Here is a 24,851-nt window from a genome sequence, read left to right on the forward strand (position 1 = left end):
TTTAACTTACACTTATTTTAATAATTGAAAAGCCGCTAAAGCTACAAAGTAGGCGAATAAGGTCATTACCACCAACTGCAAAACAGGCCATTTCCAGGTATTAGTTTCTTTTTTCACAATGGCCAGAGTACTCATACATTGCATTGCAAAAGCATAGAAAAGCAACAAGCTAACCCCGCTGGCAAAAGTAAATAGCGGCCCACCTAAAATTGGGTTGATCTCTGCGGCCATCCGGTTTTTAATGGTTTCTTCTTCATCGCTACCTACACTGTAAATTGTAGCCAAAGTTCCTACAAACACTTCACGAGCGGCAAAAGAACTTATTATCGCAATTCCAATTTTCCAGTCATAACCCAAAGGCGCTACAACCGGTTCAATACCTCTTCCCATAATCCCGATATAGGAATTTTTTAATTTGAATGAGGCAATTTCTTCGTCAAGCTCATCTTCTGTGATATTGCTTTGCTCGTCATATTGCTCGCTCACAATTTCACTCGCGTTATTAAAATTATCTCCCGGCCCATAACTGGCTAAAACCCATAAAATAATTGAAATTGCGAGGATTATTTTCCCTGCTCCAAAGACGAAAGATTTGGTTTTTTCAACCACATTTATGGCAATGTTTTTTCCCATTGGTAACTTGTAATTGGGCATTTCAATTACAAAATGGCTTCGGTTTTTTATATTCAGAATTAAATTCAAAATCCAGGCAGAACCAATGGCCACACCAAATCCTAAAAGATACAGCAGCATTAAGGTTAATCCCTGCAGGTTAAAACCCCATACGGCGCGATCTGGAATTACCAGGGCGATTATTATTAAATAAACCGGTAATCGTGCTGAACAGGTGGTAAAAGGCACCACTAAAATGGTGATTAAACGCTCTTTCCAACTTTCAATATTACGTGTAGCCATCACTGCCGGAATTGCGCAGGCGGTTCCTGAAACCAGGGGGACAACGCTTTTTCCGCTAAGTCCGAATTTTCGCATTATTCGGTCCATTAAAAATACCACCCGACTCATATAACCGGTTTCTTCTAAAATTGAAATAAAGAAAAACAGGAAAGCAATTTGGGGAATAAAAATTACAATTCCGCCGAGGCCTGGTATAATTCCTTCAGCAATAAGATTTGTAAAAGCTCCAGCCGGTAGGGTGGTTTTTATCCATTCGCTTAAAAAAGCGAAAGTTTCATCAATGAGATCCATTGGGTAGCTGGACCAGCTATAAATTGCCTGGAAAATTAATAAAAGAATTCCAAAAAATATGGCGTAACCCCAAACTTTGTGCGTAAGAACACGATCTAACCGAGAACGTAAATCTTTGGCAGAACTCGCGTCTACCTTCATAGTTTCCTTTAGCACACCATTTATAAACTGGTACCTTAAAATGGTTTCTTTATGCTGAAGTTTCTTTAATTCGGTGTGAGATTTGGTCTCAAAAAGTTCAGAACTACTTATCTCATTTCTATTAATATTACCGAAGTTTACATCTTGAGTAATTACTAACCAAAGTTTATAAAGTGATTGGTTGGGGAATGCTTTGCGCAGTCTGTCAAAATATTCTGGGGCAATAATTGAGGCATTTACGCAAGGCTCGTCTGAAATATGGCGATAATTGATTATTGCTTCTTTAAGCTCATCAATCCCGGTATTTTTTCGGGCGCTGACCAGGGTAACTTTTGTTTTTAAACGCTCTTCAAGTAAATCTACATCCAGAGAAATTCCTTTACGCTCCATCCTGTCGGCCATATTAATTACCAGGATTGTTGGAATCCCAAGGTCTTTAATTTGGGTGAAAAGAAGCAGATTTCGTTTTAAATTCTCTACATCGCTAACAACAACAGCAACATCGGGATAATCTTTATCGCTTTTATTCAGCAATAATTCTATGACCACGTTTTCATCTAAAGACGAAGCGTTAAGACTGTAAGTTCCCGGAAGATCTAAAATATGAGCTTTAAGTCCGCGGGGAAGTTTGCAGATTCCCTCTTTTTTTTCAACCGTAATTCCGGGATAATTTCCCACTTTTTGGTTAAGCCCGGTGAGCTGATTAAAAACAGAGGTTTTCCCGGTATTGGGGTTTCCTATGAGAGCGACATTTATTTGTTTAGCCATGTTAGCTTATAAGGTCAATTTCTATAAGTAAAGCGATTTCTTTTCTAATGGCCAGGTGGCTGCCGTTTATGTTAAGGTACATTGGATCCCTAAAAGGAGCCATTTGCAGCATTTGAACTTCATTGCCCGGCAAACAACCCATTTCGAGTAATTTAAGCGGAATATTTTCTTCAGAAAAATCTTTGATAATTCCGCGTTCACCACGTTTTAAATCGGCCAGGGTTAGTTTCACTTTTTATTTAGATTGATTTTAAACAAGACAAAAGTAAGGTAAAATTTCAGCAGGAAAAAATTTCAGATAAAAAAGTCGGTTTAGCCTTTAATTATGGCTTAAAGTGCTTCTGGCTGCAGTTAAACTTTCGGAGTTATTTATATTCAGCTTTTAACACTTTTATATCGTGTAAAAGGTCTTCTATAGCTTCGGCATCCGTTCCGTCATAAAAACCTCGAATGCGTTTTTCTTTATCTACCAGCACAAAATTTTCGGTATGAATCATATCATACGGTCCGCCATCACCATTGCTTTTTGAAGCGAGGTAAGATTTGCGGGCGAGGTCGTAAATATGTTTCTTATCCCCAGTAACAAGATTCCATTTTTCATCAAGCACCCCTTTTTCTATAGCATATTCTTTTAAAACCGGTACCGAATCTGTTTTTGGGAAAACAGTATGGGAAAGTAATAAAACTTCAGGATCGTCTTTAATTTTCTCCTGAATTTTCAGCATATGATCAGTCATCACTGGGCAAATGGTTAGGCAGGTTGTAAAGAAGAAATCGGCTACATAAATTTTATCTTCATAAAAATCTTCAGTAATAGTATCGCCGTTTTGATTAATGAGTTTAAAATCTTTTACGGTGTGGTATTTACGAACATATTGAACGGTAGAATCTACCAATTCGGCATTTACCATATCGGGCTGAAAAACAGGCAAACGTTCTTTGGGATTTAAGAGCGTGTAAATACTATAGATTATAATTACCGAAAGTATAAACAGGACGATGGCAAATTTCTTGAGCCAGGCAAAAAGATCACGCATACTTTTAGATTTTCAGGCAAAATTACTCGATAATCGAGATTTTAATGCTCCGAGGTTTGTCTCGAAAATTAGACAATTGTTTACTGCAAAATTAAGTGCTAACAATCAATTAGTCGCAGTTTAAAACTTAAAATTTCAGATGTCTAAAACAGGAGGGCTTTAAACTTTTTTAGGAGATTATAAAAGTTTACTTTTGTGCGATTTAAAATTTGAAGCATTACGCATGGATCCATTTATAGTTAAAGCCATACAGTTACTGTTAAGCTTGTCTTTACTTATAGTCTTACACGAACTTGGGCATTTTATTCCCGCTAAAATATTTAAAACCAGAGTAGAAAAATTCTTTCTCTTTTTTGATGTGAAATTCGCATTGTTCAAGAAGAAAATTGGCGGTACCGTTTACGGTATTGGCTGGTTGCCTTTAGGAGGTTATGTGAAAATTTCAGGAATGATAGACGAAAGCATGGACAGGGAGCAAATGGCAAAACCGCCAGAACCCTGGGAATTTAGAAGTAAACCTGCCTGGCAGCGTCTTATAATTATGCTGGGAGGAGTTACCGTAAACCTGGTACTTGGTTTTCTTATTTATATGATGATCATGTTTGTTTGGGGTAAGAATTATGTGGGTCCAGATGAAATGCCTGAAGGTTTTGCAATTGCTGAAGAATTTAAACAATACGGGTTTGAAGATGGCGACCGCGTTTTGCAAATAAACGGGGAAGACCTTCAAAATAGCGACGATGTAAATCGGTATTTATTTATGCGCGATGTAAATAGTATTACCGTTTTACACCAAAATGGCGAAGAAGAAATTATTGAAGTTCCTGAAGATATAGGGGAGCAAATGTGGGAGAAAGGCATTATGATACCTTTTATTCCTATTCAGAATGCGGTATTGGATAGTGTGATGCCCCAGCAGGCTGCCGAAATTGCCGGACTTCAAAAAGGAGACAGCTTAATAGCATTAAATGAACAGGAGATTGGTTACTGGCATGAAATAAAGCAAATAAGCCTGGAAAATAAGGAAAAGGAAATGGAACTCGTGTTTAAGCGAGGTGATGAAATTAAGAGTGTGATGATAGCGCCAGATGAGGAAGGCATTCTTGGTTTTTCGGTTAAACGTAACTTTGAAATTAAACAACAAAAATATGGTTTAGCTGAAAGTATAAAAGAAGGTTTTGACTATGGTTATTGGACTTTACACGACTATGTGGCCCAGTTTAAATATGTCTTTACTCAAAAAGGAGCCACACAATTAGGTGGATTTGGTGCCATTGGCGGTTTATTTCCCGATACCTGGAACTGGAAGGGATTTTGGCATACTACAGCCTTAATTTCTATAATTCTTGCATTTATGAACATCTTGCCAATACCGGCTTTAGATGGCGGGCATGTGATGTTCCTCTTATATGAAATGGTAACCGGCAGGAAACCTAACGATAAATTTATGGAAGTTGCCCAAATGGTTGGCTTTTTTATCTTAATCGCACTGGTACTTTATGCCAATGGGAATGATGTATACCGTTGGTTATTTGAGTGATAGAATTAGATTGAATTTTTTCTCGAAAAAAACCTGAAAAAAATTCAATTTTTGTTTTGCGGTGATTTAAAATTTGGTTTATATTTGCAACCGCAAAAGAGCGAAACACTCCTCCTTAGCTCAGTTGGTTAGAGCATCTGACTGTTAATCAGAGGGTCCTTGGTTCGAGCCCAAGAGGGGGAGCAAAACAGAAGAAACCAGTCTTGAAAAAGGCTGGTTTTTTTGTTTTAGCCTGTTATGTGATTAAGGTTTAGCCCAGACTATAAAAAACCCTTTTCTCTGGCGATTTTTACAAGCTCCCGATCTTCGGCTCCTGAAATACCAAACATTTTTTTTAGATTTCTCCTGCGTTTTTCAATCCCAGCAATAGATAATGGGAGAAGATCTGTTAGATCTTTTAGTTTCGCGCCAATAGAAAGTTCATAAAGCATTTTACGATCTACTTCATCTAAATAAATATCGCTTCCCACTTGTTTTCTAAGGAGGTTTAAAACCGTTTTGCTGTAATAAGGAGAACCTGCAAGAACATTTTCTATAGCGCTTAATAATTCTTTAGGATTAATATCATTTTTCACTAAAAAACCTTCGGGATTTAATGACTGGAGGATATTGTGTAACCGGTAATTATCATTAAAAGTAGTAGAAACTATAATTCTAATGTTGGGTTTCTTTAATCTAAGCACCTTTCCAAAATCTTCTCCAGAGACAAGCTTTCCATCGGTGCTCGCCGGTAAACGCATATCTAAAAAAACCAGATCAAGATCTTCTATAAAATTGGTGTTATCAAGCAATAACTGCGCTTCGTCCAGGCTATAAACGCTGGTAATTTTAAAATTGTACGAGGCATTCTGGTTTACAAAACTTTCTAAGGCAGACTCGTAGGCATTGGCAATAATTGGATGATCGTCTATAATTAATACGGAAACCGATTTATCCATTTTTATAAATTTTAACTCTAAATAAGAGATCTGTACCCATCGCTGAAGTTTTAAATGTAAACATACCATCAATTTTTTCCATTCGGTCCCGCATATTTTTTAAACCAATACCTTTAACTTTTTTTCGTTTGTCAAAACCTTTTCCGTTATCCTTAATTTCCATTACAAGCACGTCCTGTTCCCGGGTTATTTTTATGTTTACTAGCGTAGCTTCAGCGTGTTTAACCACATTTTGTAAAGCTTCCTGTAAAATACGATAATAATTAATTTGAATATTTTCATCAATTAATTCCCCATCAATATTTTCATCAAAAGAAAATTCAATTTTTGCTGAAGTCAGGTTTTGGTAGTCGGCTACAAGCTGTTTTAAGAGTTTTGCGAAATTAAGATGAGAGCCAGAAACTTCTCTAATAAGGTTATGCGAAATTTGTCTAATCTCTTCTTCGGTAAGTTGTAATTTATCTAAAAGTTGGTTGTATTTAGCTGAAACCTGGCCGGGAGCATTTAAATTTAATAAGCCGAAATTCATTCTAATTCCAAAAAGTTTACCCAGTATACCATCATGTAATTCTCCTGAAATTCGTGCCCGTTCTTCTTGTCGACCTTCTTCCAGTTTGGTTTGTTGTTTAAGCAGAAGTTTATAAATTTCTTCGTTATATTCCTGTTGTTCTTTTTGAAATTTAAGTTCTTTATTCTTTGCCCTCTGTGAGCTTAACAGGTATAAAAGGAATAATACTGAAGCTAGAATTACGGCAATTAAACTAAGCCACAATTTTTCGTTACTAAGCTCTTGTGTTTTTTGAATATATTGATCGGTTTCAAATCTAATTCTGGCAAATTTATTCCTAATAGCCCGTTCTTCTTGCAATAAACTGTCGTTTAACTGAATATAGCTGTCCAGGTATTCTGGTGCTTTTTGCGGTTCAATTTTTGCTAGAAGACGATAGGACGCTAGCAAATCGCGGTTATTGCTAGTTGTATTAGCAAGGCTATTAGCCTCTTTGGTATATTGCAATGCCTTAGTGGTATCACTATTTTTAAGATAATATTCCCCTAAATGAAGTTTATTGATTACAATTCCCGATTCGTGCTGAATGCTATCTCTAATTTTAAGGGCTTTATGAAAAAGAAATGATGCTACCTGATAATTGCCAAGTTTAAATTCTGAATAGCCCAAATTATCGGTAAGCATTGCGTAAAGCTCGGTATCCTTCTGAAGAATACTGTCTATTTGTAAAGCCTTGGTATAATTAAGAATAGAATTATTATGGTCTTCTAATTTTTGATAAACAACGCCCAGATTATTTAGAGATCGTGCCGATTTTACTCGATCTTCCAAAAATTCCGCATTTTTCAGTGCTGCTCGATGATATTTAAGAGCCTGTGAATAATCTCCTAAACCATTATAAATAATACCAAGATTATTATTTGCAGGATAAACATAATTTTGACTATCAGTTGATTCCTCTATTAAATCCAGCGCCTGAAAGGTTGTATTTTCACTACCTATATAATCTTTTACCTTTTCTTGCAGAATAGCCATATTAAGCAACATCCGGCCTGCCTTTAGATCATCATTTGCTTCTAAATATTTTTCATAGGCAAGATTATAATGGTAATAGGAGCTATCTATTATATTTTTTTTAAAAAAGAAATTACCAAGATCCCAAAAGGCTTCTGCAGTACCGGATTCATTTTTCTGCATTTTGGAATTCGTATAAGAATACTTATTCCACTCCCTAAATTTCACAGAATCATCTTCAATGTAGAAGTGATAACTAATATCAAAAATTAAGGAATTCTTTATAGAATCATTTGGAGTGCTTAAAAACTTATTTTTTCTCTTATTGTAATCTTCGGGCTTATCTTCTGACATTATTTGATTAGCCAGAATTTTTAACTCATTATACTCCCTACTATTTTCTTTCTCTTTGGAGCCGCAGGCGCAGAATAGAAAATATAGTATTAAGAATTTAAAATAAGTAAATTTGGGAAACTGCATCTATGCAGGTAAAAATAGAAAAATATAATTAATCAATATTTTCACTATTAATCATCACTTTTATCATCATCAATCGGGTTGCTTTCATCCCCTGAAGCAGTTTTTTCAATATTTATTATTTCGTGGTCCATTTGAGGTTGGTCTTCGGGCAGCGCTTCCGGCTCGCAAGACATAAAAAAAGTTGCTAAAATAAGTGTACCAAATAATGTTGCTCTAAGTTTCATAATCGTTTATGTTTTTAAATTATAGAATTTTTTCCCGTTCGTGTGTTTCGGGTTTTATAATAAAATGGATGCCTTTGCAGACATCCATTTTCTGCTAACAAATTAAGACTATTTCAAATTGTCTAACATTAATAAAGATATTCCAGGGCTACTTCATCATAGTAACCAAAATTTCCGCTTTCGCTTGAGCTAAAGCAGGCAAGCATAATAGAGTTGGAGTCAAATCCCGTTGGGGTGCCGGGAATATGAACAGCTCCATCAGAACCGGCTGATTCACCACTTTGCCCACAGCTTTGGCGGCTATACCAATCGGTATGACGTAAACCTACCGAGTGGCCTATCTCGTGAGTAATCACGTGCTCGTTAGTTGCGGTACTGTAGTTTTCCATTCCAGAGAAAATTTGTACATATTTATAAGGATCTCCTCCACTTGGGAAACCGGCTACCCCGCCAGCCTGGCCATTAGAGTTTTGGTATACTACGATGTCGTACGGCCCATAATTTGTACCAAAAGTAAGCGTGAAGTTAAGTCCGATATTCAGGGAATTATAATTGGTAATTGCTCGCTGCAAGGCGGTACGCTGTTTTGAGGTTAATCCCTGCCCGGAACCACCTGTAAAACCAATTACATTTACGTTTCTTGGTGATGAAACCAAATTGTAAGTTCGGTACTGTTTATCGGTTACGCTGGCAGAGCTCATACTTTCTAATTGCTCCTCGTCCAGTAAAATATCTCCTTCAATAAGGAAAGATTTTTTAGTCTCCCCACTAGGAAGCAGGAAATCTATAGTGTCAGCATCTTCTGTGTTAAAGTGTAAATTTGCAATTTGTTTAAGGTCTTCCTTAGAGATTTTAGTTTCCTGAGTGGTTTCCTCCATTTGAGTTTGCTCGGGTGTTGTAGCTTCTTCCTTTTGGCAGGAAGTGAATAATGCACCTGTTGCCAGGATGCCTAGTAATAGATTTTGGGTCTTCATAAAATGTTTGATTAAAAAGTTAATAGACCGGAAAATTAAACCTTGATAATCAAAAAGTAGAAATTTAATCCTTACTAAAAGTAAGGAAAATCCTTACTTTTTATATGAGACCAGTATTGGTAGGAGTTTAAGATGCGAACTTTTTTCACAATTCTTCTTTATTTTAAAAATTTAGAAACAAGTTTATCGCGGGATATTGAAATTCATTTCTCAACTATTAGCCGATCCTGTTTATACTCAATTTTGACAGCTAATTATAAATAGAAGGCTCCGCCACATGAACACTTTTAATACCAGTTTAAATGATATGATTTGATATTGTAAAAAAAGAAAAACTCCGTAAACAGGGCGTTTTACGGGATTTTGATGTTATTTGAAGTCTAAAAAGTACTCGAGGCGGGAATCGAACCCGCACAACCGAAGTTACTGGATTTTGAATCCAGCGCGTCTACCAGTTCCGCCACTCGAGCAAGTGGATGGCAAAAGTAAAAAATTTTTCCCATCCCCAAATGTTTTTTTTCCAATTTTAAAGTTTCAGTCTAAACATATTCGTGAGGTGTGAAAGGAATTAATTTCTAAATTTGCAGCACAACAAACAACATTCATAAAAACAACACAACATGCCCAACGTAATTCCAGAGGCTAAGATTTTTTCCTGTACCCAGAGTAAAGCTTTAGCTGAAAAAATAGCGGCCGCTTACGGCACCAAATTAGGAAATGTAATTACTTCAACTTATAGCGATGGCGAGTTTCAGCCTTCTTTTGAAGAATCGGTTCGCGGTTCGCGAGTTTTTATTATTGGTTCTACCCACCCGGGCGCAGACCACTTAATGGAGATGCTTTTAATGCTTGATGCTGCAAAAAGAGCTTCGGCGAGACATATTACCGCGGTGCTTCCATATTTTGGTTGGGCACGTCAGGATAGAAAAGACAAACCCAGAGTCCCAATTGCTGCCAAAATGATTGCCAGTATCCTGGAAACCGCAGGAGCCACCAGAATTATAACTATGGATTTGCACGCCGATCAAATTCAGGGATTTTTCGAAAAGCCCGTAGATCACCTTTACGCTTCCACAGTTTTTCTTCCGCATTTAAAGAAATTGGGATTAGATAATTTAACAGTTGCATCGCCAGATATGGGGGGGTCTAAACGAGCTTATGCATACTCTAAAGCATTGGAGAGCGATGTGGTAATATGTTACAAACAAAGAGCAAAAGCCAATGTGATCTCGCACATGGAGCTTATTGGTAACGTAGAAGGTAAAAATGTGGTTTTGGTAGACGATATGGTAGATACTGCCGGAACACTTACTAAAGCTGCCGATTTAATGATGGAACGCGGGGCAAAAAGTGTGCGAGCTATTTGTACCCACCCGGTACTTTCTGGCGGAGCTTATGAAAAGATTGAAAAATCAAAACTAATGGAATTAATTGTGACCGATTCTATTCCGCTAAAGCAAGAAAGTAAAAAAATTAAGGTTGTAAGCTGTGCCAATCTTTTTGCCGATGTTATGAATAGGGTTCATAACAATGAATCTATTAGTTCTAAATTTATTATGTAATCAAACCCTTTATTCATAGTTAATATTCAGTTTTTTAGCTTCGATTCTCAATTATAATTTTCTTTTTAAAGAATTTTAAGTCAGGGTTTTATAGAAAGGAAAAAAGCGCTACTTTTGCAGCCTAAAATTTTTCAACAATGAAATCAATTACGATCAACGGATCTAAAAGAGAAAGCGTAGGAAAGAAAGCCACGAAGGCCCTACGTAATGCTGGACAGGTTCCTTGCGTATTATACGGGGGAGATGCCAAGCCGTTGCACTTTGCAACAGAAGAAATTTCGTTTAACAACCTTGTGTACACCCCAGATGTGCATACAGTGGAAATTAAGTTTGAAGACGGCGAGAAGTTTAACGCTATTCTTCAGGATATCCAATTCCACCCGGTTACCGATGCTATATTGCACGTAGATTTCTACCAGATTAGTGATGATAAACCAATCACTATGGAAATTCCTATCCATACCGAAGGTGTTGCGAGAGGGGTTAAAAATGGTGGTGTTTTACGTTATAACCTACGTCGTTTAAAAGTAAGAGGTTTGGCTAACGAATTGCCAGATTATATTACTGCAGATGTAACCAAACTTAAAATTGGTCAAAAACTTTATGTTACTGCAGTTGCAGACGAGTCTTACGAGATTCAGCATCCAGATAACACAGTAATTTGCCAGGTTAGAACTTCACGTAACATTGTTGCCCTTGAGGACGACGAAGATGAAGACGAAGTACCAGCAGATGAAGTACCATCTACTGAAACAGATGATGTTGCTGCAGTTAAAGAAGGAGAAGATAATTAATCTTTTCTTTTTTCAACAAAAATTTAAAAGCATCCCAAATGGGGTGCTTTTTTGTTTGCCCTGCATGCAAACAATTCCGAGGCTTGAAAGAAAGCCCGCTCACCTGATCGGAGGGAAGAGCAATGTAAAGTCAAGTGCGTCACTGGCAACGGTGGGGTGTGAAGGAAGACCTAGCAAGTTAGTGGAACATAGAGAAATCGAACCGATTCTGGCATATATTGGGGGTAAGGTTGCAAAAAGTGCCGATGCCCAAAATCCGAATAGCAATATATGTTAAAACGGATGGCTTCACTAACAGGAATGTTTGCTTAACGGGGGAAGCCTGATTATTCGCCTTTTGAGGCTAAGCAGAAACAAGTCGAGAGACAAGGATTTGTTATGGAAAATCAGGTGGCAGATGAGTCCGTAGTAGTGAGAAAATTTAGGCCTGAGAAGCACTGGTGACAGTGTGGAGGAGAAAACCCAAATGACATTGCACAAGGATCGCATAATCGGTTGCAATGACTGTCACAGATTAACTGTGGCGGATGCGAAGGGACGAAGTTAAATTAAGTACAGGAAGTTCTTTAAAGGAATTAGCCATAAGCGAAGACAATCGGAATTGAAACATTCTGAGGAATTGCAGCAAAGAGGAGTGACGAGCTAACTCTGGCTGTTAATCCGCGCGAGTATTGAGTAGTAAGATTTTCTTTTACTGTTATAGATTGCCACAGTGCTAAAGACAACAGTATACCTTATGAACAAACAATCTGTCTAATTCTGCCTAAAGAAATAAACCGTACTGCAAAGAAGAGAAAGTTTCATTATGCGAAAATGGTACAGTCTTATAGACAAGGTATATGCATTACCGAGGCTGGAACAAGCCTACCGTGAGGTAAGGAAAAACAAAGGTTCCAGAGCCAAGGGAGTGGATAACCAAAGTATAGCTGATTTTAGTTCAGCTTTAGAGGAGAATTTGTGCCAACTCTCCAGGGAACTGAAAGAGGGGAGATATAGGCCACAGCCGGTAAGGCGAGCCTATATCGATAAACCAGACGGGAGCAAGAGAGGATTGGGTATCCCAACCATCAAAGACCGCATTGTACAACAATCGCTGTTTAATGTGTTGCAACCTATCTTCGATCCCGAATTCCATCCCTCCAGTTATGGGTATCGTCCTAAACGAAGTGCTCATCATGCCATTGCCAAAGCAGAGCGCTTTAGTCGGTACTATGGTCTGGATCATGTAGCAGACATGGATTTATCCAAATGTTTTGATACTCTAGACCATCGGCTGATAGTGCAAAGCGTGGGCAAACGGGTAAGCGATGGAAAGATACTTAAACTGATAGGGAGCTTTTAGAATCCGGCGCACTTGATGGAGCGCGCTTCACACCTACAAAGAAGGGGAGCCCACAAGGGGGAATTATCTCACCGCTTCTGATGAATATCTATCTGGACGCATTCGACCAGCATATGAAAAATTCAGGCATACGAATGGTGAGGTTTGCTGATGACGTGCTGTTGTTTGCACCAACCAAAGCTCAAGCTGGAAAATACATGGCTAAAGCCACGAGTTATCTGGAAAAAGAGCTTCGGTTAGAAGTGAATAAAAACAAGAGCAGTCTGACAAACCTTGAAGAAGGCATCCACTATTTAGGTGTGGTGATAAAGCCCTATGGAGTAGTGGTATCCCACAAAACAACAAAAGCATCAAGAGGTTCAAAAAGAAAGTAAAATTACTAACCCCTAGAACTAAAGGGCAAAGTATAGCTTTCTATATTAAAGAACTGAACCCGCTATTAAGGGGTTTTGCCAATTACTTCCGAATAGGCTTGACCAAAAAGCTGTTCCAGGATCTTTTAAGCTGGATCAGGAGAAGGTTACGAATGATGGTGATGAAAAGCTGGAAAAGCTGGAAACCTCTTCACCGACAACTAAGGCGTATGGGCTATAAGGGGAATTTTCTTAAGATATCGGTAACCCGATGGAGAAACTCCTCCACCAATTTAATACACTATGCCCTGCCCAATAAGTACTTCTCAGAATTAGGGTTGTACGCAATGGACACAGTTGAAGGGAATACTTTGCATCAGTACTATCAAACAGTACTGAATAAGATTTAACATGAGCCGTGTACGAGACCCGTATGCACGGTTCTGGAAGAGGGATGAAGATAATAAATGCTCAAATATTTATTATCTTCACCCTACTTGATTGTTTTAAAAGTTTTTCAAAATCAACCTTAACAAACTACCTGGGAAGCCAGTTCAGCATTTAAATCTGGATTATCGGGTAAAAACTTTTAGTTAGATATTCTAATAATTTTATCTTTACCAAAACAATTGTTATGCTGTCTTTCTTCGGAAAAATACTCAGTAAGAAAAAGCCCCAGGAAGAAGAACAAGATCCCATGAAGAAATTTTTGATCGTAGGTCTGGGAAATCCAGGTCCTAAGTATGAGAACACCCGTCACAATATTGGATTCAAAATCTTAGATTATATAGCCGAAAAGGAAGAGGTGAGTTTTTCTACAGAAAAATTAGGAGATATAGCTACATTTAAGTTTAAAGGCCGAACCTTTATAATGCTAAAACCTTCAACTTATATGAATTTAAGCGGGAAGGCTGTTAACTACTGGCTTCAAAAAGAGAAAATTGAATTACAGAATTTATTGGTGATTACAGATGATCTAAATTTAGCATTTGGTACTATTCGGCTAAAAACCAAAGGTAGTGATGGTGGTCATAATGGCTTAAAAGACATTCAAAACACCTTAAACACCACGAAATACAATAGGTTTAGATTCGGGATTAGTGACGAGTTTTCTAAAGGTCAGCAGGTAGATTATGTTTTAGGAGAATGGGGAGAAGAAGAGCGAAAGGAATTGCCAGAACGTTTACAGAAATCAGCCGAATTGGTAAAATCTTTTGGCACTGCAGGCGTTTCAAATACTATGAATTCATTTAACGGAAAATAAGTTGGCCTTGAAAATACATAAAGGAGCAAATGCTTTTAAAGGTGAAAAACAAACCGTAGTCACCATCGGTACTTTTGACGGGGTTCACGCCGGGCATCAAAAAATTATAAAACGGCTGGTAGATGCCGCTAAAATTGAAAACCTTGAATCTGTTATCTTTACTTTTTTTCCGCATCCAAGAATGGTTCTGCAAAAAGAAAGCGGGTTAAAACTTATAAATACCATAGAAGAACGTACCGAAATCCTTGAAAAAACAGGGATAGATCATTTGGTGGTGCATCCTTTTACCCAACAATTTTCAAGACTTACCGCGCAGGAATTTGTTCGTGATATTCTGGTAAATCGTTTAAAAGCAAAAAAAGTAATTATTGGTTACGATCATCGTTTTGGTAGAAATCGTACCGCAGATATAAATACCTTAAAACAGTTTGGTGAAGAATATGGTTTTGATGTAGAAGAGATCACCAAGCAAGAAGTAGATCAGGTAGCAGTAAGTTCTACAAAAATTAGAAATGCACTTCTAGAAGGCCGGGTAGAAAAGGCCAATAGTTATATGCAATCTCCTTTTTGCTTAACTGGAAAGGTGGTAAAAGGCCGTGGATTGGGAAAAGAATTTAATTATCCTACCGCTAATTTAAATATTGCAGAAGATTATAAGTTAATTCCAAAAAACGGGGTGTATGTTGTGTGTTCTAAAATTGAAGGAGAACGCTTTTTTGGGATGATGAATATTGGCACTAATCCCACTGTGGGAGGAAAAGACCAAACCATAGAAACTTATTTCTTTAACCTGGACCGGGATCTTTATGGCACCGAGCTAAAAATAGAAATGCTGGTAAGGATTCGCGATGAGAAAAAATTTAATTCTGTAAATGCTTTAAAAATCGCAATGAAACAGGACGAAGCTTTCTCAAGGCAATATATTAGAGACAATTATGCTCAATAAATGGCTTTTTAAGCAGGTAGATAATTCGGCGCTTATTGCTTTCCGAATTATTTTTGGCTTGCTTATTACCATTGAAGCCATCGGTGCAATTTTCACCGGTTGGATTCGCAGAACTCTCATTGAGCCCGACTTTACTTTTAATTTTATAGGTTTTGAATTCCTGCAACCGCTGCCAGGAAACGGAATGTTATATTACTACGGAATTTTAGGGCTGTTCGGTATTTTTGTAATGCTGGGCTTTAAATATCGTTTCAGTATTTTTTGCTACACCATTATGTGGGCGGGAGTTTACCTAATGCAGAAATCTTCTTATAATAATCATTATTATTTATTGATGCTTTTATGCGGAATAATGTTTTTTCTTCCCGCACACCGCTATTTATCTTTTGATGCCTGGAAAAAACCCTCGTTAAAAAAAATTGCCATGCCACGATGGGTTTGGCTTTTTATCGTACTACAGTTATGGATAGTTTATACTTACGCTTCAATTGCAAAATTATATCCAGATTGGCTTGATGGTACTTTGCCGGCTATGCTAATGCGTGGAAAAGCCGATTACTGGCTGGTGGGAGAATTTCTTCAGCAGGGATGGGTTAGGTATGTAATAACTTATTTCGGCTTAATCTTCGATTTATTAATTATCCCGGCGCTCTTATGGAAACCAACAAGAATGCCGGCTTTTATCCTTGCCATTTTCTTTCATCTTTTTAATAGTTTTATTTTTCATATTGGGATCTTTCCTTACTTATCGTTGGCTTTTTGCCTGTTCTTTTTTCCTTCAGAAAAGAGCAATAAATATATACTTCGGAATAAAAAACCTTATTATAATAAAGGAGAAATTATTATTCCCTCGTATAGAAAACCATTAATTACAGTGCTTTCTATTTGGTTTGTAGTTCAAATCGCTTTACCGCTTAGGCATTGGTTTTTTCAGGATAATGTGTTATGGACAGAAGAAGGCCACCGTTTGAGTTGGAGAATGATGCTGCGCTCCCGCTCTGGAAAAACCACTTTTAAAGTGGTAGAGAAAGGAAAAAGAGACACGATTTATGTGAATAAAGCACGCTATTTAAGCCGAAAACAAATTCGTTCGGTAAGTGCTAAACCTGATATGATGTGGCAGTTTGCGCAGCATCTTAAGTCAGATTATGCTGAAAAAGGAAAAGAGGTACAAGTGTTTGTAAAATCTAAGATAAGTATCAACGGACGTCCTTATGAGCCGTTTATTGATCCAAAAGTAGATCTCGCTGCAGAAGAATGGCAGCATTTTAAACACCACGATTGGATTTTACCTTCAAAATTAGATTGAGGATTTGTAGGATTTTTCTCATTTGAATTAATAACTTAGATGAGTTTAAAAATCAAACGATGAAATTTAAATTATTACTAGTCTTAATTTTATTTAATTTTTCAGTTTACGCTCAACAGAAAATTCAAATAGGAGAAACGCGAAGCTTTCATTCAGAAATATTAGATGAAAATAGAAAGCTGCAAATCTATTTGCCCGAAAGTTACATAAAGGGAGAAAAAACCTATCCGGTGTTATATCTCCAGGATAGTTATTACAACTTTACGCACGCGGTGGGAACAGTAGAATATCTTGTTCTTAATCAACTTATTCCTGAAATGATTATTGTTGGAATATTAAATACCCGGCGAATTCGGGATCTTACTCCTGCATCTCACGGGTTAAGCGAATATCACATGAATAGATTACCTAATCGCGGGGGAGCCGATAATTATCTCAATTTTATGGAGAAAGAATTAAAACCTTTTGTAGAAGAAAACTATCGCGCGGCTCCCTATAATATTTTAGTAGGACATTCCTTGGGCGGACTTCTTAATACTTATTGTTTCTTCAAAAAACCCAATCTTTTTAATGCCTACCTAACTATTAGTCCGAGTTTATGGTATACCAATAACTTATTAGATAAAGAATTAGATGAGGTAATCAAAGATAATCAGGAGATAGATTCTAAGTTTTATTTGACTATAGCCAACGAAGGAGGAACAATGTTGGGGAATGTATATAAGCTTGCTGGAAAACTTGAATCTTATATTTCAGAAGATAAAGAAGTTGATCTAAAATTTAAATTTGAGCCTATGTTTGAGCAAACTCACGGTAGTATTGGATTGCCATCAATTTTTAACGGACTGCAATTTATTTTCGAGGATTTGGAATATGAATTACCGGACAATAAAGAAGTGATTTTCGCAGAAAATGGGTTGCAGAAAATGATTGAAGAAATCCAGGATCACTATGCTAAACTGTCCAGGGAATATGGTTTCAGAATTAGTGATGAGGGGGCTATGAACAATTTGGGATACAATTTCTTTAATAAGGAAGGTTTTGCGGATGCGGCTGTGAAGGTCTTCAAATTAAATTCTGACAATCATCCCGATTCATTTAATGCCTATTCGAACTTGGGAGCGGCGTACGAGAAAGCTGGAAACATTGAGGAAGCTAGAAAATATTATGAGAAAGCATTGAAAATGGTGAAAGCCACCGGTGATCCCGAATGGGAATTTTACCAAAACGATCTTGATGATCTAAATGCACAAGAAAAAAGGAAAGTTTAAATGCAGATTAGCTTTAAGCCTTAAGTGAATTTCTTTTCTAGTTTTGTTACATTTGCAGCTTCAAATTAGGAAATAGAAAGCTATGTTACAGGTTAATAATATCAAGGAAAATAAAGAAGAATTTATTAAAGGACTCAAAAAACGAAATTTTGAGGCTGAAAGTATTCTTGAAGAAGTTTTACAGTTAGACGAAAAACGTCGTGCTACCCAGGTAAAACTCGATGATATTTTAGCTGAATCTAACCGGCTTTCCAAAGAAATTGGAATGATGTTCAAAAATGGCGAACATCAAAAAGCTAACCTAATTAAAGAGAAAACAGGGAATCTAAAAGAAGATTCTAAAGCGCTTTCTGAAGAACTTTCAGAAACAATCTTGAAACTTGAAACCTTACTCTATACTATTCCTAACGTACCACACGAATCTGTGCCCGCAGGAACTTCCGAAGATGATAACGAAGAGATTTTTAAGGAAGGTGATGTGCCGGTACTTGCAGAAGGTTCATTGCCACACTGGGAACTTGCCAAAAAATACGATATTATAGACTTTGAGCTGGGGAATAAAGTAACCGGCGCCGGATTTCCGGTTTATAAAGGAAAAGGAGCACGCTTACAGCGTGCTTTGATCACTTATTTTTTAGATAAAGCTATTGATGCCGGTTATACCGAATATCAATTGCCTTTAATGATTAACGAAGCGTCTGGTTTGGGAACAGGACAGTTGCCGGATAAAGAAGGGCAAATGTACCATGTCACGGCTGATGATCTTTATATGATTCCAACTGCCGAGGTGCCTATGACGAATATGTACCGCGACCGTTTGTTAACCGATAAAGATTTTCCAATTGCCTGTACCGGTTATACGCCTTGTTTTAGACGGGAAGCAGGTTCGTATGGCGCCCACGTTCGCGGACTTAACCGATTACACCAATTTGATAAAGTGGAGCTGGTAAGAATTGAAAAACCTGAAGATTCTTATGCGGCTTTAGATAATATGGTGGAGCATATTAAAGATATTCTGGCCGATCTAAAATTACCTTACCGAATTTTAAGACTTTGCGGCGGTGATCTTGGTTTTACAGCAGCGTTAACTTACGATTTTGAAGTGTTTTCTACCGCACAAGATCGCTGGTTGGAGATTAGCTCTGTTTCAAATTTTGAGACTTTCCAGGCTAACCGACTTAAACTTCGCTATAAGAATAAAGAAGGTAAAAAAGAGTTGGTGCACACCTTAAACGGAAGTGCTTTAGCCTTGCCTCGTGTCCTGGCCGGAATTCTTGAAAATTACCAAACAGAAGATGGAATTAAAGTTCCCGATGTCCTGGTGCCGTATACTGGTTTCGATCTTATAGATTAAGCGCTTAAAAATATTGATTCACAGGGCAAATCCTTATCTTTACGGGATGCGCGCGGCCTTTGTTATATTATTTTTGTTTTGCTCTATTTCAGGTGCTAGCGCGCAGTCTGAGGTTTTGGCGCGTAATTTTTTTGATCAGGGAGAATTTGAAAAAGCCCTGAAAACCTATGAAAAATTAGTTGAGGAAAATCCGCAGAATACTTCTTATTTTTTCGGATTGGTAGAAAGCCATCAGCAATTGGAGAATTTCTCCCGGGCTGAAGAATTACTTCGAAATAAATTAAATAATTCGGCAAATAATCCAACGCTTTTAATAGAATTGGGGCATAATTATGAACTTCAGCAGAACACCGAAAGAGCGGAGCAATTCTATGCAGAAGCCTTAAGCGCGGTAGATGCTCGTCCTAATTACGCCTATTCCATAGCCAGAACTTTTCAGAAATACAGTTTGCTTGAAAATGCTGCAGCAACCTATGAAAAGGCAATGCAACTAAATAATGAGCTAAACTTTAATATGCAACTTGCAAGAATATATGGGGAGCAGGGTAAAACCGAACTTATGTTTGAGAATTACCTGGAACTTGTAGATGCAAATCCCGATTTTTTCCCGATCGCCAATCGAGAATTCGGTAAGTATATCTCAGCAGATGCTTCAAGTGAAGCCAATACAATTTTTAGAAGGTTGTTGCTCACTAAGCTGCAAAAAGATCCCAGCCTACTTTATAACGAAATGCTGAGCTGGCTTTTCACACAGGAAGAAGAATTTTTGAAGGCTTTTTCTCAGGAAAAAGCAATATACAGGCGTAGTGATAAAAGTTTACAAAGTATTTTAAATCTTGCGGTTATGGCTCGGGAAGCTTCAGGTTTTGAAGCCGCTAAAGAAATTGTTGAATACGTAATAGAAGAAGCACCTTCAGAAAATATCGTGTTACAGGGTAACCAGTTTTTATTAAAAATGCGGGTAGAAAATGAAAAAAAGGAAAATTATTCTGAAATAGAAAAGAGATATACTGAATTATTAGAACAATTTGGCACCGGACTAAACACGCTGAATTTACAACTTGATTTCACAAATTTCCTTGCCTTTAAGCAAAATAAAAAAGAAGAAGCTATCGCTTTATTGAAACAGGTTTCAGATAAGGCAAATCGCGATTTTGATAAAGCGATGATAAAAATTGCAATGGCCGATATTTTGGTGATTCAGGAGAAATTTAACGAAGCGCTTATCTATTATTCCCAGGTTCAAAATTTGGTAAAAAACGATCAAATCTCTCAAAACGCCCGATTTAAAGTGGCAAAAACCAGTTATTTTAAGGGGGATCTTAAATGGGCAAAACAGCAGTTGGATGTTTTGAAATCTTCTACGTCGCAACTTATTGCCAATGATGCAATGGAGCTTAGTTTGCTTATTGAAGACAATTCTATAGAAGATTCTACCCAAACCGCGCTTAAAAAATATGCCCGGGCTGATTTGCTCGCTTTTCAGGAGAAAAATTCTGAATCAATTGAACTTTTAAGTGAGATTTTAAACCTTCATAAAGGAGAAAAAATTGAAGATGAAGCTTTGCTAAAACAAGCTCAACTATTTGAAGAAACCGGCCAGCTGAGAAATGCTGAGAATAATTATCTCGCAATAATCAAAGGTTTTAATGCTGATGTTCTGGCCGATAACGCTCATTATTATTTAGCCGAATTATATGCAAATGAGTTGCAGAATCCTGAAAAAGCCAAAGAATATTACGAACAAATAATTTTTAATTTTGCCGATAGTATTTATTTTGTGGAAGCTCGCAAAAAATATCGTGCGTTAAGAGGAGATTACGAAGAAACCCCTTAAAAAATCAAGATGTATATATATAACGTTACTATAAATATTGAGGAAGCTATTCACGATGAATGGGTAAAATGGATGAAGGAAGAACATATTCCCGAAATGCTGGATACCGGAAAATTTAAAAAAGCTTTAATGACCCGCGTGATGGTAACTGAAGCTATGGGTGGCATTACGTATTCGGTGCAATACACCGCCGAAAGTAAAGCTGAACTTGATAAATATTATGAAGAAGATGCTGAAAGGTTAAGAGGAAAAAGTAAAGCTTTTGAAGGCAAGTTTGTTGCTTTTAGAACCGAAATGCAGGTAATTAGCGAGCAATAATTTATGGGAAAATATAAGAAAAGAGCCAGATCTTCACAATCTGAAGACGGTGAAGTACGGGCAAAAAAGCATCTTGGGCAGCATTTTTTAACCGATGAAAATGTTGCTGAGCAAATAGCCGAAACCCTTACCTATAAAGGTTACAATAAAGTGCTTGAAATTGGCCCCGGAATGGGCGTTCTCACCAAATATTTGTTAAAACAGGATGCTGAGGTTCACGTAATAGAAATTGATACCGAAAGTGTTGCTTACCTGCAGGAGCATTATCCGCAACTGGAAGATAGAATTCATCAATTCGATTTTTTGAAGTATGATGTAGCAACTGCTTTTCGGGACGAAGCTTTTGCGATTATTGGTAATTTCCCCTACAATATTTCAACCCAAATTGTTTTTAAAGTTTTAGAATTAAAACACCAAATTCCTGAGTTTTCTGGAATGTTTCAAAAGGAAGTCGCGAAGCGAATTTGCGAAAAAGAAGGCAATAAAACCTACGGAATTCTCTCGGTATTGGTTCAGGCTTTTTATGAAGCTGAATATTTATTTACCGTTCCGCCTTCAGTCTTTAACCCGTCACCCAAAGTAGAGAGTGGGGTTTTGCGTCTAACAAGAAAAGAAGATTTTAGCCTGCCCTGTAACGAGAAATTATTTTTTAGGGTAGTAAAAACAGCGTTTCAGCAGCGTAGAAAGACGATGCGCAATAGTTTAAAAACTTTCAATTTACCCGATAATTTAAGGGAAGATCCTATATTTGACAAACGTCCTGAGCAACTCGGTTATCAGGATTTTATAGATTTGACCCTTAAAATTGAGCCGTATGCAGTTTCAAATCAGTAGTGAGTTAATAGAAAAATTACAATTCCTCATAGAACAGCAGAATAACGAGGAATTGCTATTGCACCTTGAAGATGTGCACCACGCTGATATTGCTGAAATTTTAACTGAACTTTCTTTAGAAGAAGCTACTTATATTGTTAAGCTTCTGGACAGCCAGAAAACGGCCGAGGCATTAATGGAGCTGGAAGAAGGCGTGCGGGAACGTATTCTTGATACCCTTTCGGCAAAAGAAATTGCTGAAGAGCTTGAAGAAATGGATACCGATGATGCTGCCGATATCATTTCTGAACTTTCTCCCGAGCGTCAGCAAAATGTTATTGCCGAACTCGTAGACGAGGAACACGCTGATAATATTGTAGAACTGCTGCGTTACGATGAAGATTCTGCCGGCGGACTTATGGCTAAGGAACTTGTAAAAGTTAACGAAAACTGGAGTGTGACCGGTTGTATGACCGAGATGCGCGAACAGGCTGAAAATGTTACCAGGGTACATTCTATTTACGTTGTAGACGATAAAAATAAGCTTAAAGGCAGGCTTTCACTTAAAGATTTACTCACCGCACCAAGTCACGCGAATATCCAGGATGTTTATATTCCGCAGGTAGATTATGTAAATGTGCATACCGAAGGCGAAGAAGTGGCCCGGGTAATGCAGAAATATGACCTGGAAGCAATTCCCGTGGTAGATGAAATGGGTCGTTTAGTGGGAAGAATTACCATTGATGATATTGTAGATTTTATTAAAGAAGAAGCCGAAAAAGATTACCAAATGGCTTCCGGTATTTCAGAATCTGTAGAAGCCGACGATAGTTTATGGCGCCTTACCAGGGCTCGATTACCCTGGTTGGTTCTTGGACTTTTTGGAGGTTTGGGTAGTGTTTACATTATGAAAGGGTTTGAAGAAGCCCTGGAGCAATTTCCAATTTTATTCTTTTTCACTCCTTTAATTGCCGCGATGGCTGGAAATGTTGGTGTACAATCTAGCGCGATTATTGTTCAGGGACTTGCAAATGATAATTTACGGGGTAGCTTATTACAGCGTTTAATAAAGGAAGTAGGCCTTAGTTTAATAAATGGAGTTGCATTAGGAATCCTGGTTATTTTATTTGGGTTAATTGTTGGGCAGGACCAATTGGTGAGCATTACCATAGCTGCATCTTTACTTTCGGTAATTATTGTGGCCGCACTGGTGGGAACTTTTGTACCCCTTATTTTAAATAAACAAGGTATTGATCCCGCGATTGCTACCGGTCCTTTTATCACAACCAGCAATGATATCTTCGGAATTTTTCTCTTCTTCTATATTTCTAAATTAGTACTTGGTTTTTAACTAACAGGCTTCAGGCTTTAAGTTTTAAAAATCATTCTTTAACTTTGGTTTTTCGTAATGAAAGTTCCCTTGAATAAATCTGGGGAATTAATTTGAAAACTAAATTAGGTTGTTTGAATTGTCATCCTGAACTTGTTTCAGGATCTAGCATGTTAGAAGCTGAAACAAGTTCAGCCTGATGTAAAATTTTCACACAGCCTCATAAAACCTCACTTAGTGAGTAAACAAATGAAACCGCCTTCATTTCAAAATCCATTTTTTCTAACTTAATTTTATTTATAATGCGGATAAGCCAGTTTTGAGCTTAATCCCGGCGGGCGTTATATATAAAAATTAAAAACTCAATTTAGAGCAATGATTATCTTACATTCAGATACCAATCATCCAACTTTAATCAAACAATTACAAGATGCCGGGCATCAAAATATTGAAGGCTTTACCCAATCTCGGGAAGAAACGCTGGAAAATCAACATCTCTACGATGGGATCGTTATTAGAAGTCGATACACTATAGACAAAGAATTTATTGACGCCGCACCAAATTTAAAATTTATCGCAAGGGTAGGCGCCGGGCTGGAAAATATTGATGTAGAATATGCTGAAGCACACGGAATCACTTTATTTTCTGCACCTGAAGGAAACCGAAACGCTGTAGGCGAACACACTTTAGGAATGCTTCTTTCGCTTTTTAATAGGTTAAATAAGGCTGATAGGGAAGTACGCGATGGTCTCTGGCACCGTGAAGAAAACCGTGGCTTGGAATTAGACGGAAAAACTGTGGGAATAGTAGGCTACGGAAATATGGGAAAGGCTTTTGCTAAAAAATTACGCGGATTTGAAGTTGAGGTAATCTGTTACGATATTAAAGAGGGTTTAGGCGATGAAAATGTCCGTCAGGTCTCTTTAGAAGAATTTAGGGAGAAATGTGATGTAGTAAGTTTGCATACGCCCTGGACGCCCGAGACTGACCAAATGGTAAATAAAGAATTTATTGATGCTTATAAAAAACCGTTCTGGTTTATAAATACTGCCCGCGGAAAAAATGTAGTTACGGCAGATCTTGTAGATGCTTTAAAAGACGGCCGTGTACTTGGTGCAGGGCTTGATGTTCTGGAATACGAAAAAGCGTCATTTGAAAGTCTTTTTTCTAATAAAAAGAACGTTTCGTTAAGTATAGAAAATCAAATTCCAGATGCTATGCGTGAACTTATGTTTTTGAATAACGTGATTTTGAGCCCCCACGTTGCCGGTTGGACCTTAGAATCTCACGAGCGCCTGGCCAGTGTAATCGCCGGTAAGATCATAGATAAATTCGGAAGAGGAGAAGAAAAGTAATTTTTTCTAAATATTTAGAATAAACCTCACAGGACTCCGAGACCTGTGGGATTCTTTATGATTTTTCGTCATTGCTAGGAAGTGATAGCAGACGCGGCAATCTGTAACTTGTTTTAGTAATTGATCGTAGTGCAATTATTTCTACCGAATTATCGTATTTTCAGGAAAATTA

At 37.5% G+C, this 24,851-nt stretch carries 23 protein-coding genes and 2 tRNA genes; 17 read left to right on the forward strand and 8 right to left on the reverse strand.

Annotation, left to right across the window (positions count from 1 at the left end; genetic code table 11):
- Positions 1 to 12 precede the first annotated feature (12 nt).
- The 3 genes from feoB to AO058_RS05030 all read right to left on the reverse strand — a co-directional run bounded on the left by feoB (position 13) and on the right by AO058_RS05030 (position 3,152).
- Positions 13 to 2,115: a ferrous iron transport protein B gene (gene feoB, locus AO058_RS05020; RefSeq protein WP_075325529.1), complete on the reverse strand. Its 2,103-nt coding sequence runs from the start codon at positions 2,113 to 2,115 to the stop codon at positions 13 to 15.
- 1 nt (position 2,116) lies between these two features.
- Complete coding sequence (locus tag AO058_RS05025) at positions 2,117 to 2,347, reverse strand: FeoA family protein (protein WP_075325530.1); 231 nt, start codon at positions 2,345 to 2,347, stop codon at positions 2,117 to 2,119.
- 133 nt (positions 2,348 to 2,480) lie between these two features.
- Positions 2,481 to 3,152, reverse strand: coding sequence for an SCO family protein (locus AO058_RS05030; RefSeq protein ID WP_075325531.1), 672 nt, complete (start codon positions 3,150 to 3,152; stop codon positions 2,481 to 2,483).
- Between the two features lie 223 nt (positions 3,153 to 3,375).
- Here AO058_RS05030 and rseP point away from each other — a divergent pair, with 223 nt between their 5' ends.
- The gene (gene rseP, locus AO058_RS05035; RefSeq protein ID WP_075325532.1) at positions 3,376 to 4,692 is read left to right on the forward strand and encodes an RIP metalloprotease RseP; all 1,317 of its coding nucleotides are present in this window, start codon (positions 3,376 to 3,378) and stop codon (positions 4,690 to 4,692) included.
- Between the two features lie 109 nt (positions 4,693 to 4,801).
- Positions 4,802 to 4,875, forward strand: a tRNA-Asn gene (locus AO058_RS05040).
- A gap of 77 nt (positions 4,876 to 4,952) precedes the next feature.
- Here AO058_RS05040 and AO058_RS05045 read toward each other — a convergent pair.
- The 5 genes from AO058_RS05045 to AO058_RS05060 all read right to left on the reverse strand — a co-directional run bounded on the left by AO058_RS05045 (position 4,953) and on the right by AO058_RS05060 (position 9,300).
- Positions 4,953 to 5,630 (reverse strand): response regulator, encoded by a 678-nt coding sequence (locus tag AO058_RS05045; RefSeq protein WP_075325533.1) that lies wholly within the window; start codon positions 5,628 to 5,630, stop codon positions 4,953 to 4,955.
- Positions 5,623 to 7,506: a tetratricopeptide repeat-containing sensor histidine kinase gene (locus tag AO058_RS05050; RefSeq protein WP_198036137.1), complete on the reverse strand. Its 1,884-nt coding sequence runs from the start codon at positions 7,504 to 7,506 to the stop codon at positions 5,623 to 5,625. The genes AO058_RS05045 and AO058_RS05050 overlap by 8 nt, the downstream gene beginning before the upstream one ends.
- Positions 7,507 to 7,679: 173 nt before the next feature.
- A complete protein-coding gene (locus tag AO058_RS18325) occupies positions 7,680 to 7,856 on the reverse strand; it encodes a hypothetical protein (protein WP_156858130.1) in 177 nt (58 codons plus the stop codon).
- Positions 7,857 to 7,984: 128 nt separating this feature from the next.
- Positions 7,985 to 8,830 (reverse strand): M57 family metalloprotease, encoded by an 846-nt coding sequence (locus tag AO058_RS05055; RefSeq protein ID WP_075325535.1) that lies wholly within the window; start codon positions 8,828 to 8,830, stop codon positions 7,985 to 7,987.
- 388 nt (positions 8,831 to 9,218) lie between these two features.
- Positions 9,219 to 9,300 (reverse strand) — tRNA-Leu (locus tag AO058_RS05060).
- 150 nt (positions 9,301 to 9,450) lie between these two features.
- On the opposite strand from AO058_RS05060, the gene AO058_RS05065 reads away from it, so the two are divergent.
- The 15 genes from AO058_RS05065 to AO058_RS05130 all read left to right on the forward strand — a co-directional run bounded on the left by AO058_RS05065 (position 9,451) and on the right by AO058_RS05130 (position 24,679).
- The gene (locus AO058_RS05065; protein WP_075325536.1) at positions 9,451 to 10,392 is read left to right on the forward strand and encodes a ribose-phosphate pyrophosphokinase; all 942 of its coding nucleotides are present in this window, start codon (positions 9,451 to 9,453) and stop codon (positions 10,390 to 10,392) included.
- Between the two features lie 137 nt (positions 10,393 to 10,529).
- A complete protein-coding gene (locus AO058_RS05070) occupies positions 10,530 to 11,186 on the forward strand; it encodes a 50S ribosomal protein L25/general stress protein Ctc (protein WP_075325537.1) in 657 nt (218 codons plus the stop codon).
- 805 nt (positions 11,187 to 11,991) lie between these two features.
- On the forward strand, positions 11,992 to 12,528 hold the full coding sequence (locus AO058_RS18805; protein ID WP_198036118.1) for a reverse transcriptase domain-containing protein: 537 nt from the start codon (positions 11,992 to 11,994) through the stop codon (positions 12,526 to 12,528).
- A gap of 80 nt (positions 12,529 to 12,608) precedes the next feature.
- Positions 12,609 to 12,902, forward strand: coding sequence for a reverse transcriptase domain-containing protein (locus AO058_RS18810; RefSeq protein ID WP_250637709.1), 294 nt, complete (start codon positions 12,609 to 12,611; stop codon positions 12,900 to 12,902).
- A 32-nt stretch (positions 12,903 to 12,934) separates the two neighbouring features.
- A complete protein-coding gene (locus tag AO058_RS18495; RefSeq protein ID WP_093305856.1) occupies positions 12,935 to 13,291 on the forward strand; it encodes a group II intron maturase-specific domain-containing protein in 357 nt (118 codons plus the stop codon).
- A 224-nt stretch (positions 13,292 to 13,515) separates the two neighbouring features.
- Complete coding sequence (gene pth, locus AO058_RS05085; RefSeq protein ID WP_057482765.1) at positions 13,516 to 14,145, forward strand: aminoacyl-tRNA hydrolase; 630 nt, start codon at positions 13,516 to 13,518, stop codon at positions 14,143 to 14,145.
- Positions 14,146 to 14,152: 7 nt separating this feature from the next.
- Positions 14,153 to 15,091, forward strand: coding sequence for a bifunctional riboflavin kinase/FAD synthetase (locus AO058_RS05090; protein ID WP_075327885.1), 939 nt, complete (start codon positions 14,153 to 14,155; stop codon positions 15,089 to 15,091).
- The gene (locus tag AO058_RS05095; RefSeq protein WP_075325539.1) at positions 15,081 to 16,400 is read left to right on the forward strand and encodes an HTTM domain-containing protein; all 1,320 of its coding nucleotides are present in this window, start codon (positions 15,081 to 15,083) and stop codon (positions 16,398 to 16,400) included. The genes AO058_RS05090 and AO058_RS05095 overlap by 11 nt, the downstream gene beginning before the upstream one ends.
- Before the next feature lie 59 nt (positions 16,401 to 16,459).
- Positions 16,460 to 17,671: an alpha/beta hydrolase-fold protein gene (locus tag AO058_RS05100; RefSeq protein ID WP_075325540.1), complete on the forward strand. Its 1,212-nt coding sequence runs from the start codon at positions 16,460 to 16,462 to the stop codon at positions 17,669 to 17,671.
- Positions 17,672 to 17,753: 82 nt separating this feature from the next.
- Positions 17,754 to 19,025: a serine--tRNA ligase gene (gene serS, locus AO058_RS05105; protein ID WP_075325541.1), complete on the forward strand. Its 1,272-nt coding sequence runs from the start codon at positions 17,754 to 17,756 to the stop codon at positions 19,023 to 19,025.
- A 13-nt stretch (positions 19,026 to 19,038) separates the two neighbouring features.
- The gene (locus AO058_RS05110) at positions 19,039 to 20,862 is read left to right on the forward strand and encodes a tetratricopeptide repeat protein (protein ID WP_335740076.1); all 1,824 of its coding nucleotides are present in this window, start codon (positions 19,039 to 19,041) and stop codon (positions 20,860 to 20,862) included.
- Between the two features lie 9 nt (positions 20,863 to 20,871).
- A complete protein-coding gene (locus AO058_RS05115) occupies positions 20,872 to 21,180 on the forward strand; it encodes a DUF4286 family protein (protein WP_075325543.1) in 309 nt (102 codons plus the stop codon).
- Between the two features lie 3 nt (positions 21,181 to 21,183).
- Positions 21,184 to 22,014 carry a 16S rRNA (adenine(1518)-N(6)/adenine(1519)-N(6))-dimethyltransferase RsmA gene (gene rsmA / locus AO058_RS05120; protein ID WP_075325544.1) on the forward strand — a complete coding sequence of 277 codons (831 nt, stop codon included), beginning with the start codon at positions 21,184 to 21,186 and terminating at the stop codon, positions 22,012 to 22,014.
- Positions 21,995 to 23,344 (forward strand): magnesium transporter, encoded by a 1,350-nt coding sequence (mgtE, locus tag AO058_RS05125; protein WP_075325545.1) that lies wholly within the window; start codon positions 21,995 to 21,997, stop codon positions 23,342 to 23,344. The genes rsmA and mgtE overlap by 20 nt, the downstream gene beginning before the upstream one ends.
- A 354-nt stretch (positions 23,345 to 23,698) precedes the next feature.
- Positions 23,699 to 24,679 carry a 2-hydroxyacid dehydrogenase gene (locus AO058_RS05130; RefSeq protein WP_075325546.1) on the forward strand — a complete coding sequence of 327 codons (981 nt, stop codon included), beginning with the start codon at positions 23,699 to 23,701 and terminating at the stop codon, positions 24,677 to 24,679.
- Positions 24,680 to 24,851: the final 172 nt, after the last annotated feature.

Origin of the sequence: Salegentibacter sp. T436 (genome assembly GCF_001932675.1) — a bacterium.
GTDB lineage: Bacteria > Bacteroidota > Bacteroidia > Flavobacteriales > Flavobacteriaceae > Salegentibacter > Salegentibacter agarivorans.